At 63.2% G+C, this 14,348-nt stretch carries 16 protein-coding genes; 10 read left to right on the top strand and 6 right to left on the bottom strand.

Translation table 11 applies throughout. The annotated features are described in order from the left end of the window. Positions 1-301: 301 nt before the first annotated feature. Positions 302-1,501: a tyrosine--tRNA ligase gene (tyrS, locus tag VF673_RS13345; RefSeq protein WP_320330321.1), complete on the bottom strand. Its 1,200-nt coding sequence runs from the start codon at positions 1,499-1,501 to the stop codon at positions 302-304. Between the two features lie 240 nt (positions 1,502-1,741). Here tyrS and VF673_RS13340 point away from each other — a divergent pair, with 240 nt between their 5' ends. Together VF673_RS13340 and VF673_RS13335 are read left to right on the top strand one after the other, a co-directional pair. Further along, entirely contained in the window at positions 1,742-3,187 is a 1,446-nt protein-coding gene (locus tag VF673_RS13340) for a peptidoglycan DD-metalloendopeptidase family protein (protein ID WP_440292316.1), read from the top strand. After that, positions 3,187-4,287 (top strand): anhydro-N-acetylmuramic acid kinase, encoded by a 1,101-nt coding sequence (locus VF673_RS13335; RefSeq protein WP_273125449.1) that lies wholly within the window; start codon positions 3,187-3,189, stop codon positions 4,285-4,287. The genes VF673_RS13340 and VF673_RS13335 overlap by 1 nt, the downstream gene beginning before the upstream one ends. Positions 4,288-4,305: 18 nt before the next feature. Here the strand turns inward: VF673_RS13335 and erpA are convergent, their stop codons facing one another. The 3 genes from erpA to argC form a co-directional block, all read right to left on the bottom strand. Beyond that, a complete protein-coding gene (gene erpA / locus VF673_RS13330) occupies positions 4,306-4,659 on the bottom strand; it encodes an iron-sulfur cluster insertion protein ErpA (protein WP_440292315.1) in 354 nt (117 codons plus the stop codon). Positions 4,660-4,790: 131 nt separating this feature from the next. After that, positions 4,791-5,516: a DUF6776 family protein gene (locus VF673_RS13325; RefSeq protein WP_440292314.1), complete on the bottom strand. Its 726-nt coding sequence runs from the start codon at positions 5,514-5,516 to the stop codon at positions 4,791-4,793. Beyond that, positions 5,516-6,550 carry an N-acetyl-gamma-glutamyl-phosphate reductase gene (gene argC / locus VF673_RS13320; RefSeq protein ID WP_440292313.1) on the bottom strand — a complete coding sequence of 345 codons (1,035 nt, stop codon included), beginning with the start codon at positions 6,548-6,550 and terminating at the stop codon, positions 5,516-5,518. The genes VF673_RS13325 and argC overlap by 1 nt, the downstream gene beginning before the upstream one ends. A gap of 109 nt (positions 6,551-6,659) precedes the next feature. Here argC and hemJ point away from each other — a divergent pair, with 109 nt between their 5' ends. Beyond that, entirely contained in the window at positions 6,660-7,082 is a 423-nt protein-coding gene (gene hemJ, locus VF673_RS13315; protein WP_090540624.1) for a protoporphyrinogen oxidase HemJ, read from the top strand. Here hemJ and VF673_RS13310 read toward each other — a convergent pair. Continuing rightward, the gene (locus VF673_RS13310; protein ID WP_440292312.1) at positions 7,079-8,557 is read right to left on the bottom strand and encodes an AAA family ATPase; all 1,479 of its coding nucleotides are present in this window, start codon (positions 8,555-8,557) and stop codon (positions 7,079-7,081) included. The genes hemJ and VF673_RS13310 overlap by 4 nt on opposite strands. Positions 8,558-8,646: 89 nt before the next feature. Between VF673_RS13310 and VF673_RS13305 the strand changes: the two genes are divergently transcribed. Then, entirely contained in the window at positions 8,647-8,985 is a 339-nt protein-coding gene (locus VF673_RS13305; protein WP_090540628.1) for a histidine triad nucleotide-binding protein, read from the top strand. Between the two features lie 61 nt (positions 8,986-9,046). Beyond that, positions 9,047-9,691: a 2-polyprenyl-3-methyl-6-methoxy-1,4-benzoquinone monooxygenase gene (coq7, locus tag VF673_RS13300; RefSeq protein WP_440292311.1), complete on the top strand. Its 645-nt coding sequence runs from the start codon at positions 9,047-9,049 to the stop codon at positions 9,689-9,691. 33 nt (positions 9,692-9,724) lie between these two features. Here the strand turns inward: coq7 and VF673_RS13295 are convergent, their stop codons facing one another. Further along, positions 9,725-10,147 carry an OsmC family protein gene (locus VF673_RS13295; protein ID WP_440292310.1) on the bottom strand — a complete coding sequence of 141 codons (423 nt, stop codon included), beginning with the start codon at positions 10,145-10,147 and terminating at the stop codon, positions 9,725-9,727. Positions 10,148-10,329: 182 nt separating this feature from the next. Between VF673_RS13295 and crp the strand changes: the two genes are divergently transcribed. From crp to ispA, 5 genes are all read left to right on the top strand, one after another. Continuing rightward, positions 10,330-10,974, top strand: coding sequence for a cAMP-activated global transcriptional regulator CRP (crp, locus tag VF673_RS13290; RefSeq protein ID WP_090540634.1), 645 nt, complete (start codon positions 10,330-10,332; stop codon positions 10,972-10,974). 74 nt (positions 10,975-11,048) lie between these two features. Further along, entirely contained in the window at positions 11,049-12,401 is a 1,353-nt protein-coding gene (locus tag VF673_RS13285; protein ID WP_440292309.1) for an adenosylmethionine--8-amino-7-oxononanoate transaminase, read from the top strand. Positions 12,402-12,404: 3 nt separating this feature from the next. Beyond that, positions 12,405-13,127 carry a 16S rRNA (uracil(1498)-N(3))-methyltransferase gene (locus VF673_RS13280; RefSeq protein ID WP_440292308.1) on the top strand — a complete coding sequence of 241 codons (723 nt, stop codon included), beginning with the start codon at positions 12,405-12,407 and terminating at the stop codon, positions 13,125-13,127. Positions 13,128-13,220: 93 nt separating this feature from the next. After that, complete coding sequence (locus VF673_RS13275; protein ID WP_440292307.1) at positions 13,221-13,460, top strand: exodeoxyribonuclease VII small subunit; 240 nt, start codon at positions 13,221-13,223, stop codon at positions 13,458-13,460. Continuing rightward, complete coding sequence (gene ispA / locus VF673_RS13270) at positions 13,457-14,344, top strand: (2E,6E)-farnesyl diphosphate synthase (RefSeq protein WP_440292306.1); 888 nt, start codon at positions 13,457-13,459, stop codon at positions 14,342-14,344. The genes VF673_RS13275 and ispA overlap by 4 nt, the downstream gene beginning before the upstream one ends. Positions 14,345-14,348 lie beyond the last annotated feature (4 nt).

The raw sequence follows: 14,348 nt of genomic DNA, 5'->3' as shown, positions 1-14,348 counted from the left end.
ACGAATTACTTGATTCCAATTTGTTAAAGAGCGATTCGGTTGCCACTTCGTTCAACCAAGGCCACGCATTCTACGCTAACCTTCTGATCTGTCAAGCGTTTTTGTTTCGAATCTTTTGCCTCGAAACCGCCTGGCGATCGACCCGGAAGCTGCCCGCTTGCCGTGTCAGGGAGGCGCATTCTACAGGATCAGAACCCCTTGTCAACGCCTTCCGTAAAACCTTTTTCACTGCCTCGGTGACTGGGTTAAACCGGCCGCCGCGGCGATGAGGTGGCGAATTATAGACCCATTCGCCGCCTCGTCAAGAGGCTTTCAAAATGATTCTGGCAAACTTCTTCTTGCCAGCCTGGCAGATGTGCTCCGAGCCCAGCGCAAAGACGAACTCGCGATCCACCACCTCGCCATCCACCTTAACCGAACCGGCACTGAGCAGGTCCCGCGCAGCGGCGGCATTCTTCACCAGGCCGGCACGATTGAGCACGGCCGACACCGGCAGATCCGCATCACTTTCCAGCACCACCTCGGGAATATCCTCGGGCAGCTCACCATCCTTGAGGCGGTTACCGGCCGAGCGATGGGCATTGGCAGCGGCCTCTTCCCCATGGAAACGAGCGACCAGCTCTTCCGCAAGCTTGATCTTGATGTCCCGAGGATTGGCACCAGCTTCAACGTCCCGGCGCATCTGATCGATCTCTTCCATGCTGCGGAAGCTCAGCAACTCGAAGTAGCGCCACATCAGGGTATCGGGCATGGAAACGATCTTGTTGTACATGACGCCCGGCGGCTCGTTGATGCCAACATAGTTGCCCAGCGACTTGGACATCTTCGCCTCACCATCGAGCCCCACAAGCAGCGGCATGGTCAGGGTGACCTGAGGCTCCTGACCGTACTGACGCTGCAGCTCGCGCCCCATCAGCAGGTTGAACTTCTGATCGGTACCACCCAGTTCGATGTCCGCCTTCAGTGCGACCGAGTCGTAGCCCTGGATCAGCGGATAGAGGAACTCGTGGATGGCGATCGGCTGATTGCCCTTGTAACGCTTGTCGAAATCATCCCGCTCGAGCATCCGCGCGACCGTGTACTTGCCGGCCAGCTGGATCATCTCGGCGGCGGAGAAGGCATCCATCCATTCGGAATTGAAGACAACCTGGGTGAGCTCGGGATCCAGGATCTTGAACACCTGCTCCTTATAGGTCTCGGCATTGGCCAATACCTGCTCACGGGTAAGCGGCGGGCGGGTGCTGTTCTTGCCGCTGGGATCACCGATCATGCCGGTGAAGTCGCCAATCAGGAACAGGACCTGATGGCCGAGCTCCTGGAACTGGCGCAGCTTGTTGATCAGAACCGTGTGCCCCAGGTGCAGATCGGGCGCAGTGGGATCGAAGCCGGTCTTGACCCGCAGCGGCGTGCCACGCTCCAGCTTGGCGCGCAGCTCGGCCTCCACCAGGATTTCGTCCGCTCCACGCTTGATCAGCGCCAACTGCTCGTCAACCGACTTCATGCTGCTTTCCCGTCCAAAAAAGGTTGATAAAGGTCATAGGAGAAAAGTAAGAAACGATACAGCATTGATGCGCAAGATCAAATCTCGACAGCCCGCCGGGCGCGCATGGGGAGGTAGCACAGACTGGAAAGTGACGCCTGAAAACTGACAGACGGGCACGGCAAAGCTTGCCTTGAGGGACTTTCGGTTATAATTTAGCAAGTTATTTCACTTTTCATAGAAACGACCACAAGAGCGCTTATGGGACATCACAAGTCAGAGTCACCGCGCTACCCTAAAAGCCATATCATGGCTGCCAGTGGTATCGCCGCCGCGCTGAGCATTTTCCTGCTCGTCATTCCCACTACCGAAGTCGAAGCCAAGCGAACACTTGTCCAACTCGATCTGCACGAAGTCACTGCGGAACGCAAAGAACCGGTGCTTTCTGAAGAGTTGGACGCCCTGATCAGCGAAACGGTCACTTTTTCTTCACCGATCGAGCTGACCAGCATTCAGGAAACCCTTTCCACCGCCGCCTCCCCCGAGGTTGTCAATGCCGGCCTCAGCCTGCAGCCTGCGCCCCTGGCGGCCCAGCCTGTCCGTCCGGAGTGGACCACCATGACGGTCGATGCCGGCGACACCCTGTCGATTCTTTTCCAGAATGCCGGCCTGTCCGCCAATACCCTGCACGCTGTCATCAACAGCAGCCAGGAAGCCAAGGCCTTTACCCGCCTGCGCGTCGGCCAACAGGTGGAGTTCAAGCTGGATAACGAGGGTCAGCTGCTGGCCATGCGGTCTCCTGTCAACAGCCTGGAAACCATCCGCATCGACCGTGATGGCGACAGCTACAACTTCAGCAAGGATGTCATCGAGCCGGAAGTGGCCGAGAAATTTGCCAGTGGCACCATCGACAGCTCCCTGTTTGTCGCAGCACAGAATGCAGGCCTGTCCCACAACCTGACCATGCAGATGGCCAACATCTTCGGTTATGACGTGGACTTCGCCAAGGAAATCCGGCAGGGCGACCGCTTCGAAGTCCTGTACGAGGAAAAGCAGGTTGACGGCGAACGAGTCGGTACCGGCAACATCCTCGCTGCACGCTTCACCAACCGAGGCAACACCTATACCGCCGTGCGCTATACCGATGCCAATGGCCATACCAGCTATTACCGCGCCGACGGCACCAGCATGCGCAAGGCCTTCATCCGTACCCCTGTGGAATTTGCCCGTATCAGCTCCCGATTCAACCCGGGTCGGCGCCATCCGGTACTGAACAAGATCCGCGCCCACAAGGGTGTGGACTATGCGGCATCCACCGGCACCCCGATCAAGGCGACCGGCGACGGCCGGGTGGTCCACGTGGGCCGCAAGGGCGGCTATGGCAACACCGTCGTCATCAAGCACGGCCAGACCTACCAGACCCTGTACGCCCACATGAGTCGCTACGCCTCCGGCATCCGCGTGGGCAGCAATGTCAGCCAGGGCCAGATCATCGGCTACGTGGGCGCTACCGGCCTGGCCACCGGCCCCCACCTGCATTACGAGTTCCAGGTCAATGGCGTGCATGTCGACCCGCTCAGCGTGCGGCTGCCCGCTTCAGACCCCATTCCCCAGCGCGAGCGTTCGGCGTTTCTGGCCCTCAGCAACCAGCTGATGGCCAGCCTCGACCGACATGGAGCAACACAGCTGGCACAACTGGACAACTGATGGACCACCTGCATATCGGCATCATGTCAGGCACCAGCCTGGATGGTGTCGATATCGCTCTTACCCGCTTCAGCGAGCAGCCACGACGCGCCACCCTTGTCGGCGCGTTGTGCATGCCTTTCTCCTCCTCCCTGCGCAATGATCTGCTGAGCCTGTGTCAACCGGGCGCAGATGAGATCCGCCGTGCCGGCCTGGCCGCCGAACAGTGGGCCCGGCTGGCTGCCGAGGGTGTTCACCGACTGCTTGCCAGGCACGACGTGGAGGCCACCCGGATCTCCGCCATTGGCAGCCATGGGCAGACCATCCGCCACCACCCGGAGTCGGGATTCAGCGTGCAGATCGGCGCGCCGGCGCTGCTGGCCGAGCTGTGCGGTATCGAGGTAATCACGGATTTTCGCAGTCGCGATCTGGCCGCTGGCGGCCAGGGCGCCCCGCTGGTACCGGCCTTCCATGCCTGGCTGCTGCAGGATCCCGCACAGAGTCGGGCCTTGGTGAACGTCGGAGGCTTTGCCAACCTGACCCTGCTGGGTACGGACGGTCGGATACGGGGATTCGACAGCGGGCCGGGCAATGTCCTGATGGACCACTGGGCGCAACGGCATATCGGCCAGCCCTTTGACAGCAACGGTGACTGGGCACGTACCGGCCAGGTCCTGCCCGAGCTGCTGGAGCAGATGCTCGCCGATACCTACTTTCAGCGCCCGGCGCCCAAGAGTACCGGACGCGAATACTTCCACGAAGGCTGGTTACAGCAGCACCTGAGCCGGCGCAACGCGGCGCCGGCGGACGTTCAGGCGACGCTGCTGGAACTGACCGCGCGCACCATTGCCGACGCGCTGGCAAGTTGCGGCCCCCTGCCCGCCGCGCTCCATGTATGTGGCGGCGGCGCCCACAACGGGCTGCTGCTGGAGCGCCTGCAGTCTCTGCTTGGCGATTGCCGGGTGAGCACCACCGCACAGCTGGGCGTGGATCCGGACTGGATGGAAGCCATGGCCTTCGCCTGGCTGGCCTGGCGCTGCCAGCAACGCCTCAGCGGCAACCTGCCGGCAGTCACCGGAGCAAGGGGGGAACGTATTCTGGGAGCCATCTACCCGGCGTGAGACCACGCCGGGACAATGTCAGATGGAAAACGAGGAGCCGCAACCACAGGTGGTGCTGGCGTTGGGGTTGTTGATAACGAAGCGCGAGCCCTCCAGCCCTTCCTGGTAGTCCACCTCGGCGCCCGCCAGATACTGGAAGCTCATGGGATCAACCACCAGCCGGACGCCGTCCCGCTCGATGACGGTATCGTCCTCGGCCAGTTCGTCATCGAAGGTGAAGCCGTACTGGAAACCGGAGCATCCCCCACCGGTGACGAACACCCGCAGACTCAGGCGATCATTGCCCTCTTCCTCGATCAGCGAGCGGACCTTGGCCACCGCTCTGTCGCTGAACTGCATGGCAGCAGGGGTAAAAACTTCAACACTGGACATTACAACCTCCGGCGGCGGTGCCGCAGCACATCAAGCCGGTAATTATCCTTTTATCCGACTCTTTTGGTCAACTACTCTTGAAACCTGTCCGCTGGCCAGTCCATCCTGCGCTTGCGCCATCCGCCCTTCAATCAGGGCCTGACGCCCATATCGGTCCATTCCACTGTCTGCTCCAGCAGCACCTTGCCCTCATTTTCCACCTTGAGCTGCACGGTTTTCGGCTCGAAACCCAGGGGCAGCATCAGCTCGACACCCTCAGTGTCAGGCACCACCTGGAAATAGCGGAAATTCAGGGGCAGATACTGGACGCGACCGCCGGTCAGCTCCGGCAGCCCATACTCTGCCCGGCCGTCGCCCTGCTGGCCGAGTACCGTCAGGCGCAGCCTTGCTTCCACAGTATCACTCTCATTGCCCACCCGACTGACCATCACCTTGCAGCGGAATACACCCGGCACATCGGTGCGTTGCAGCTCGAAAGCCTGGATGCGCAGGCCGGGGGCGGCGGCACTGGGGGCCAGCGCACCCTGATACTGTGCCAGGTCCTGCTGCAGACGGAACAGCTGCTGCTCCAGATCGGCGATAACCGCCTGCCCGTCAGCGACGGACTGCCGGGCGACCATCAGATCCACCTCGAGCTGCTGATGACGCAGGCGGGTTTCCTCCAGTTCGCTCTGGATCGCCGAGCGCTCGTCACGCAACCGCAGGTAGTCCTGCATGGCGGACGAGTTCATCGCGGCAAACCAGCCCAGCCAGACCGCCAGGGGGAACGCGACCGCCAGCAGCCAGCGTTTGCGATTTCGCCGAGGCCCCGCTGTGCCGGGGTCCAGTTCTGCGGTTTCCTGCCTGTCAGCGGCCATCAGGGCATGAGCGCCGGGTGCTCGAGCCCCATGCGCTCATCCAGTCCCAGGGCAATGTTCATGTTCTGGATGGCCTGACCCGAGGCGCCCTTGACCAAGTTGTCGATGACCGACAGCACCACCACCAGGTCACCGCCCTGAGGTCGATGTACCGCCAGACGGCAGACGTTGGCACCGCGCACGCTGCGGGTTTCCGGATGGCTGCCGGCGGGCAGCACATCGACGAAGGGCTCGTTGGCGTAGCGCTCCTCGAACAGTTGCTGCAGATCGACGCTGCGATCCGGCACCTGGGCATAGAGCGTGGAGTGGATGCCACGGATCATCGGTGTCAGATGCGGCACGAAGGTCAGACCGACCTCGCGACCGGCGGCCCGCTGCAGCCCCTGGCGAATCTCCGGCAGGTGGCGGTGACCGCCCACGGCATAGGCCTTCATGCTCTCGGTGGCCTCGCAGAACAGCGAGCCCAGGTTGGTACCGCGGCCGGCGCCGCTGACCCCGGACTTGCAGTCGGCGATCAGGTTATCGGGTTGCGCCAGCCCCTTTTCCAGCAGTGGAATCAGCCCCAGTTGCACCGAGGTGGGATAGCAGCCGGGTACCGCGATCAATCGGGCGTTGCGGATGGCGTCGCGGTTGACCTCCGGCAGGCCATAGACGGCTTCGCCGAGCAGCTCGGGCGCACCATGGGGCTGTCCGTACCACTTGCTCCACAACTGGGCATCGCTGAGACGGAAGTCGGCTGACAGGTCGATGATCCGGGTGCCGGTGGCCAGCAGCTCGGCGGCCAGCGAATGGGCAACGCCGTGGGGCGTGGCAAAGAACACCACGTCGCACTGGCCCAGGGTGGCGGTATCCGGCACGCTGAATTTCAGGTCGTCATAGTGGCCGCGCAGGTTCGGATACATGTCCACCACCCGCACCCCCTCCTCGGATCGGGAGGTGATGGTCTCGACTCGAGCCTGCGGGTGCGCCGCGAGCAGCCGCAGCAATTCGACGCCGGTATAGCCGGTGCCCCCTACAATGCCGATCCTGACCATTTTGTGCCTCGTTCGATTAATATGGCTGACAAGCTCCCTATGATAAGAGTGTCCCGCCAATTTACCAACAGACCGGCAGCAGCGATCGGTCCGGATTCAGGAGTTCGATGTGTATCTGTGGATCAAAGCCTTCCATATCATGGCTGTGGTGACCTGGTTCGCCGGTCTGTTCTATCTGCCGCGGCTGTTCGTCTATCACGCCATGAGCGAGGATCAGATCAGCCGTGACCGCTTCAAGATCATGGAGCGCAAGCTCTATCGCGGCATCATGACCCCGTCCATGGTGGTGGCCGTCGGCCTCGGCATCTGGATGCTGATACTGATGCCCCAGTGGCTGCAACAGGGCTGGCTGCACGCCAAGCTGGCCCTGGTCGCGTTGCTGGTGATCTACCACTTCCTCTGCGGCGCCCAGCTGCGCCGCTTTGCCAGCGACAGCAATACCCGCTCCCATGTGTTCTACCGCTGGTTCAACGAGGCACCGGTGCTGGTACTGGTCGGCGCCATCCTGCTGGTGGTGCTCAAGCCTTTCTAATCCGCCATGACTGCCCGCTCACGGGCCCAGGCACGCAGCGCCTGAACGCGCTCGGCCATGACCACGGACAGGGGCGAGGTTTCGCTCAGGGCCTCCAGCACATGCTGGTTGACCACCTCCTCCTGCCGGGCGGCGGCACTGTACACCGCCGCCACCACCGCCTGCTCTATCTCGGCACCGGAAAAACCCTCGCTGGCTGCGGCCAGCGCCGGCAGATCGAAGCGCTCCAGCGTCAGCTCGCGGCGGGACAGGTGGATGCGGAAGATGTCCTCGCGCACGGACGCGGCGGGCAGATCGACAAAGAACAGCTCGTCCAGTCGCCCCTTGCGGATCAGTTCGGCAGGCAGCTGCGCGACATTGTTGGCCGTGGCTACCAGGAACACCCGGCTGCGGCGCTCGGCCATCCAGGTCAGCAGCGTACCCAGTACCCGGCGCGAGACGCCCTGATCGCTGCCATCATCGGCCAGCCCCTTCTCGATCTCGTCGATCCACAGCACGCAGGGCTGCATGGCATCGGCCATGGCCAGCGCTTCGCGCAGGTTCTTCTCGGTCTCGCCGATGTACTTGTTGTACAGCGCGGCGAAATCCAGCCGCAGCAGCGGCAGGCCCCAGAGGCCGGCCACGGCCCGCGCCGCCAGGCTCTTGCCGGAGCCCTGCACGCCGGCCAGCAGCACGCCCCTTGGCGCATCCGCGCGACCGCCATCGTTGAACGCCGCCTGGCGCTCCTGCAGCCAGCGCTTGAAGCGCGCCAGCCCGCCGACCTCGGCAAAGCGGGCGGTATCCTGCTCGAAGCTCAGCACCCCCTGCATGTCGAGCAGGCTGAACTTGGCCTGATTGAGCACCGGCAGGTCTTCCTGGGTGATGGCGCCGTCGTCGACGATCAGCTTGCGCGCCAGCAACCGCGCTTCCTCGTGGGTGACACCACGCAGGTTGCGCACCACCTGCTCCAGGGTGCGGTTGTCGGTACGCACCCGGCGGCCCTGGTTGCGAGCGGTCCAGCGCGCCGCCTCCTCGCGGATGATGGCCGCCAGCTGCTCGTCCGAGGGCATGCTCAGACTGATGCGCGCCGCCAGACGGCGCAGCTCCGGCGGCAGTGGCAGTTCATGACTGACCAGCAACAGGGTCGGCGCCTGCTCCTCCGGGTTCATCGCGATCATCTTCAGCAGCCGCACCACCCGGGGCGATTGCATGAAGGGGTGCAGGTCGCAGAATACGAACAGCGCCGGCTCGTTCTGCCGGCGTATGTAGTCCAGCGCATGCTCCGGGTCGCTCATGTCTTCGCTGGCATCCAGCGCCGTACCGAAGCCCAGCCGCTGCAGCCCCTCCACCTGGTTCCAGGTATACCAGGTCTGGCTGCGCTTGACCGCCAGGGTGGCGATGGCTTCCAGCACCCGCAGCTCTTCCCAGGACTCGATGACGATCAGGCGAACCCGGGAGTCCAGAACCAGTCCCAGATCATGGATATCATTCTTCATGCGGCTTCCCGGCCTGTGACAGGCGCTGTTACTTTGGCCGCCGGGTTGGTTACACTGGCGGCATTGGAATCCATTACAAGGAGAGCGCTGTGAACTGTCTGTTCTGCAGTATTGCCGAAGGCAAGATCCCCTCGAAGAAAATCTTCGAGGACGATCGCGTGCTGGCCTTCCATGACATCAACCCCCAGGCTCCGGTGCATTTTCTGGTTATCCCGAAAAAGCATATCGCCACCCTCAACGATATGACAGAGGAAGATTGCGAACTGGTGGGTTACATGACCTATACCGCACAGCGGCTGGCTCTGGAGCTGGGTTGCGAGGGCGGCTTCCGCACCGTGTTCAACTGCAAGGAAATGGGCAGCCAGACGGTCTACCACATTCACCTGCATGTGCTCGGTCAGCGGCAGATGGGCTGGCCGCCGGGTTGATCGGCCGCAGGTCTTGGCCTGTCCCAACCGCTATACTGGGGCCAGTTTCAGGAGACACACGATGAGTACACGTCAATACAGTCTGTTCGACCGCCTGCTGGTACAGGGCGAGCAGGCCATGCGCACCCTGGTACCGGGCGCGGCCCAGGCGGCCCGGCCGTCACCTGCACAGCACCTGCGCAGCGACGCGGTGGCCGAGGATCAGCGCCGCCACGTCGCCGGCCTGATGCGCATCAACCATACCGGCGAGGTCTGCGCCCAGGCGCTGTATCAGGGTCAGGCGTTGACCGCGAAACTGCCGGATATCCGTGAACAGATGGAACAGGCGGCCGCCGAAGAGATCGACCACCTGGCCTGGTGCGAACAGCGTCTGAACGAGCTGGGCAGCCGCCCCAGCCTGCTCAACCCGCTGTTCTATGGCCTGTCCTTCGGGCTGGGTGCGGTGGCCGGCAGGATCAGCGACCGCATCAGTCTGGGCTTTGTCGCCGCCACCGAGCAATTGGTGGAGCGGCATCTGGACGATCATCTGACCCGGCTGCCGAAGGATGACCTCAAGTCCCGCGCCATTCTCGAACAGATGCGCGATGACGAGATCGAACACGCCAACCACGCACTGCAGGCGGGGGGTGTTGTGTTCCCGCGCCCGGTCAAGGGCGTCATGAAGCTGATGTCCAGGGTGATGACCAGCGCCACCTACCGGATCTGATCCGCCCGGCGGGGCGCGGCCGTCGGTTGCGCCTCAGTCCGCTTCGATGATCTCGTAGTCGTGGGTGATATCCACCCCGCCACGGCCGAGCATGATGGAAGCGGAGCAGTATTTCTCTGCCGACAGCTCCACCGCCCGCTTGACCTGGGCCTCCTTGAGATTCTTGCCGGTCACCACGAACTTCACGTGAATCCGGGTAAATACCTTGGGTTCAACCTCGGCGCGCTCGGCTTCCAGCAGGGTCTGCACATCGCGGACATCCTGGCGTCCCTTCTTCAGGATGCTGACCACGTCATAGCTGGCGCAGCCGCCGAGGCCGATCAGCACCGTCTCCATGGGACGAACGCCCATGTTGCGACCACCCGCTTCCGCCGGGCCATCCATGACGATGGTGTGACCACTGCCGGACTCTCCGAGAAACATGGCCCCGTCCACCCACTTGATCTGCGCTTTCATTCCACTCTCCCGCTGCAATGATGTTGTTGCTGGCGGCGGAGAATAACACACTGGATGGTCGCGACCCTGATGCTGGTTTTTGTCATGAAAACTGCACATAATCACTTTTGGTCTCATGACGAGCCTGCATGGATGCCCATGTTTGCATGGTCTGCCCGATCATTTCTGACAGGATGACAAAAATGGCTGCTCTTCTTCCCCTGCCAAAAATAAAGAATCTGGACGTATTTCTGGGTCATTGTTATCGCCGTCGTTTTGGCCCCCGCAGCACCATCATTCACGCCGGAGACGTCTCCGATCGACTGTTCTATATCGTCAAGGGCTCGGTCACCATCCTCATCGAGGATGAACAGGGCCGGGACATGATCATTGCCTACCTCAACCAGGGCGACTTCTTCGGTGAAATGGGGCTGTTCGATGAGGAACAGGCCGAGCAGGACCGCAGCGCCTGGGTCAAGGCCAAGACCGAGTGCGAGATTGCCGAACTGCCCTACAGCAAGTTCCGCGAAATCACCGCCCGTGATCCCGAGCTGCTGTATGTGGTGGGCCGGCAGATGGCCGATCGTCTGCGCCGAACCACCCGCAAGGTCGGCGACCTGGCCTTCCTCGACGTCACCGGTCGTGTGGCCGGTACCCTGCTGGAGCTGTGCAAGCAGCCCGACGCCATGACCCACCCCGACGGCATGCAGATCAAGATCACCCGCCAGGAAATCGGCCGCATCGTCGGCTGCTCCCGGGAAATGGTCGGCCGGGTACTCAAGACCCTGGAGGAACAGGGACTGATCAGCGTCAAGGGCAAGACCATGGTGGTGTACGGCACCCGCTGAGCCTTCCCCGGCTCAGCAGCCCGCCCCGCGCTGGGGTACAATCGCCGGATATCCATCTATCCGGCGAGGCTGAAATGGGGCTGAACAATCAGTGGATGCAGCGGGACCTGGCGGTACTCTGGCACCCCTGCACCCAGATGAAGGACCACGAGCACATGCCCATAGTCCCGATCCAGCGGGGCGAAGGCGTATGGCTGCACGATTTCGATGGCAACCGCTATCTGGATGCGGTCAGCTCCTGGTGGGTCAACATCTTCGGCCACGCCAACCCCTACATCAATCAGCGGGTCAAGCAGCAGCTCGATACCCTGGAGCACGTCATCCTCGGCGGCTTCTCGCATCAGGCGGTGATCGAGCTGTCCGAGCGGCTGGTGGATATCACCCCCGCGCCGCTGACGCGCTGCTTCTATGCCGACAACGGTTCCTCCTGCATCGAGGTGGCGCTGAAGATGAGCTTTCACTACTGGCTCAATCAGGGCAAGCCGCAGAAGAAGCGTTTCATCACCCTGTCCAACAGCTACCACGGCGAAACCCTGGCCGCCCTGGCAGTGGGTGATGTGGCGCTGTACAAGGAGACCTACAAGCCGCTGCTGATGGACGTGATCACGGTTCCCTCACCGGACTGCTACGAGCGCGAGCCCGGCAGCAGCTGGGAGGAACACAGCCGGCTGATGTTCGAGCATATGGAGCGCGCCCTCGAGCAAAACCACGAGGAGGTCGCCGCGGTGATCGTCGAGCCGCTGATCCAGTGCGCCGGCGGCATGCGCATGTACCACCCGGTGTACCTCAGGCTGCTGCGCGAGGCCTGCGACCGCTACGGCGTGCACCTGATCCACGACGAGATTGCCGTGGGCTTCGGGCGTACCGGCAGCCTGTTCGCCTGCGAGCAGGCCGACATGAGCCCGGACTTCCTGTGCCTGTCCAAGGCACTGACCGGCGGCTATCTGCCGATGTCCGTATGCCTGACCACGGACGAGGTCTATCAGGCCTTTTACGACGACTACGAGACCCTGCGCGCCTTCCTGCATTCGCACAGCTATACCGGCAACCCGCTGGCCTGTGCCGCGGCGCTGGCCACCCTGGATCTGTTCGAGCGGGACAATGTGATCGAGAACAACCGGACGCTGGCGGCCCACATGGCCAGCGCCACCGCCCACTTTGCCGATCATCCCCACGTGGCTGAGGTACGCCAGACCGGCATGGTACTGGCAATCGAAATGGTCCAGGACAAGGCCAGCCGTACGCCCTACCCGTGGCAGGAGCGCCGCGGCATACGGGTCTACGAGTACGGGCTGCGCCATGAGGCACTGCTGCGACCGCTGGGCAGCGTGGTGTACTTCATGCCCCCCTACGTGATCACGCCGGAGCAGATCGATCATCTGGCCAGTGTCGCCTGGGAAGGCATAGAACAGGCGACCAGGAACTGACCCATGCGCGTATCCCGTTTCTATCTGGATGCCCCGCTGGGCGCGGGCGAGCAACTGCTCGATGGCGATCTGGCCCATTACATCGGCCGGGTGCTGCGCCTGGGCCCGGGTGCGCCGGTGCAGATCTTCAACGGTTCGGGCCAGGAGTGGCCGGGTGAGGTACTGGAGGTCGGCAAGCGCCAGGTGCGTCTGCAGCTGCATGAGCCGGTGGCAGGCCAGCCCGAATCGCCGCTGCGGGTTCACCTGGGCCAGGCCATGTCCCGCGGCGAGCGCATGGACTGGGCGATCCAGAAAGCAGTGGAGCTGGGTGTCAGCGAGATCACCCCGCTGGTGACCGAGCGCTGCGAGGTACGCCTGCAGGGCGAGCGCGCCGACAAGCGCCAGCAGCACTGGCAGCAGGTGGCGATCAGCGCCTGTGAACAATGCGGTCGCAGCCGTGTCCCACAGGTACACGCACCCATGGCGCTGGCGGACTGGCTGACAACGCTGGAGGCAGACCTCAAGCTGGTACTGCATCACCGCACCGATGCTGACCTGCGCGAGCTGCCCACCCCGGCAAGCCTGGCCCTGCTGATCGGGCCGGAGGGCGGCCTCAGCCGCGACGAGATAGCCCTGGCCGAAAGCAGTGGTTTCCGAGCGGCCCGCTTCGGGCCCCGGGTGCTGCGCACGGAAACCGCGCCGGTGGTCGCCCTGAGTCTGGCCCAGCACCTGTGGGGCGATTTCTGAGCCGGACCGGGCACGGGGAGCCGGGCGATTGACCGCGCCCCGCCAGCACGGATAATGTTCAGCCGTTTTTCATTTGATGACCCGAGGTATTCCATGTCCGGCAAGAAAACCGCTATCGACTTCGAGCAGTCGCTCGGCGCCCTGCAGAGTCTGGTCGAACGCCTGGAGAGCGGCAATCTCACCCTGGAGGAATCCCTCGGCGCCTTCGAGCAGGGTGTGGTGCTGACCCGGGAATGCCAGCAGGCCCTGACCCAGGCCGAGCAGAAGGTCGCCCTGCTGCTGGAGCAGGACGGTCAGCTGACCACCACGCCCTTCGAGGACGACGGTCAATGAACGGGTTCGAGCAGTATCTCGGATCCTGCCAGCGCCGTATCGACTCCTACCTGGACCAGAGGCTGAGTAACAGCCTGGCACAGCTGGACCGGCTCTATGAGGCAATGCGCTACAGCGTGACCGGCGGCGGCAAGCGCATACGTCCGGTATTGACCTATGCCAGCTGCGAGGTCTTCGGCACCGCCGAATCGGCAGTGGATGTGGCCGCTGCCGCGGTGGAGCTGATTCATGCCTATTCGCTGATCCACGATGACCTGCCGGCCATGGATGATGACGACCTGCGCCGCGGCCAGCCGACCTGCCATCGCGCCTTTGACGAGGCCACAGCGATCCTCGCCGGTGACGGCCTGCAGGCACTGGCTTTCGAATGGATCAGCCAGGCCGATCACTGGCAGCCCGCCACCCGTCTTCGGATGACTGCGGTGCTGGCCCGCGCCGCCGGCCCGCAGGGTATGGTCGGCGGTCAGGCCATCGACCTGGGCGCGGTGGGACGCGAGCTGGATCAGGCCCAGCTGGAAGACATGCATCAGCGCAAGACCGGTGCGCTGATCCGCGCCAGCGTGCAGCTCGGCGCGCTGGCCAGCGAGCAGGCCGACGAGCAGCAGCTCGCCGCGCTGGACACCTACGCCCGCTGCGTCGGCCTGGCGTTCCAGGTGCAGGATGACATCCTCGACGTGGAAGGCAGTACCGAGGTCATCGGCAAGAACCACGGCGCCGATGCCGCCCGCGGCAAGCCGACCTTCCCCGCCCTGCTGGGGCTGGAACAGGCACATCAGCTGGCCCGCTCGCTGCAGGATCAGGCCATTGCTGCCCTGGCCGGCTTCGATCAGCGCGCCGATCGCCTGCGGCAGCTTGCCCGTTACATAGTGGAGCGGCAGTTCTGACCGT

Origin of the sequence: Halopseudomonas sp. Lyrl_26, from assembly GCF_051948695.1 — a bacterium.
Classification (GTDB): domain Bacteria; phylum Pseudomonadota; class Gammaproteobacteria; order Pseudomonadales; family Pseudomonadaceae; genus Halopseudomonas; species Halopseudomonas formosensis.
The sequence above is the reverse complement of the archived record's forward strand: the minus strand, read 5'-3'. Positions and strand labels throughout refer to the sequence as shown.

Excerpts from the sequence above, each read along its gene's own strand:
- tyrS (WP_320330321.1), bottom strand. The coding sequence starts at position 1,501 with ATGAAGTCGGTTGACGAGCAGTTGGCGCTGATCAAGCGTGGAGCGGAC.
- VF673_RS13340 (WP_440292316.1), top strand. The coding sequence starts at position 1,742 with ATGGGACATCACAAGTCAGAGTCACCGCGCTACCCTAAAAGCCATATC.
- VF673_RS13335 (WP_273125449.1), top strand. The coding sequence starts at position 3,187 with ATGGACCACCTGCATATCGGCATCATGTCAGGCACCAGCCTGGATGGT.
- erpA (WP_440292315.1), bottom strand. The coding sequence starts at position 4,659 with ATGTCCAGTGTTGAAGTTTTTACCCCTGCTGCCATGCAGTTCAGCGAC.
- VF673_RS13325 (WP_440292314.1), bottom strand. The coding sequence starts at position 5,516 with ATGGCCGCTGACAGGCAGGAAACCGCAGAACTGGACCCCGGCACAGCG.
- argC (WP_440292313.1), bottom strand. The coding sequence starts at position 6,550 with ATGGTCAGGATCGGCATTGTAGGGGGCACCGGCTATACCGGCGTCGAA.
- VF673_RS13310 (WP_440292312.1), bottom strand. The coding sequence starts at position 8,557 with ATGAAGAATGATATCCATGATCTGGGACTGGTTCTGGACTCCCGGGTT.
- coq7 (WP_440292311.1), top strand. The coding sequence starts at position 9,047 with ATGAGTACACGTCAATACAGTCTGTTCGACCGCCTGCTGGTACAGGGC.
- VF673_RS13295 (WP_440292310.1), bottom strand. The coding sequence starts at position 10,147 with ATGAAAGCGCAGATCAAGTGGGTGGACGGGGCCATGTTTCTCGGAGAG.
- crp (WP_090540634.1), top strand. The coding sequence starts at position 10,330 with ATGGCTGCTCTTCTTCCCCTGCCAAAAATAAAGAATCTGGACGTATTT.
- VF673_RS13285 (WP_440292309.1), top strand. The coding sequence starts at position 11,049 with ATGGGGCTGAACAATCAGTGGATGCAGCGGGACCTGGCGGTACTCTGG.
- VF673_RS13280 (WP_440292308.1), top strand. The coding sequence starts at position 12,405 with ATGCGCGTATCCCGTTTCTATCTGGATGCCCCGCTGGGCGCGGGCGAG.
- VF673_RS13275 (WP_440292307.1), top strand. The coding sequence starts at position 13,221 with ATGTCCGGCAAGAAAACCGCTATCGACTTCGAGCAGTCGCTCGGCGCC.
- ispA (WP_440292306.1), top strand. The coding sequence starts at position 13,457 with ATGAACGGGTTCGAGCAGTATCTCGGATCCTGCCAGCGCCGTATCGAC.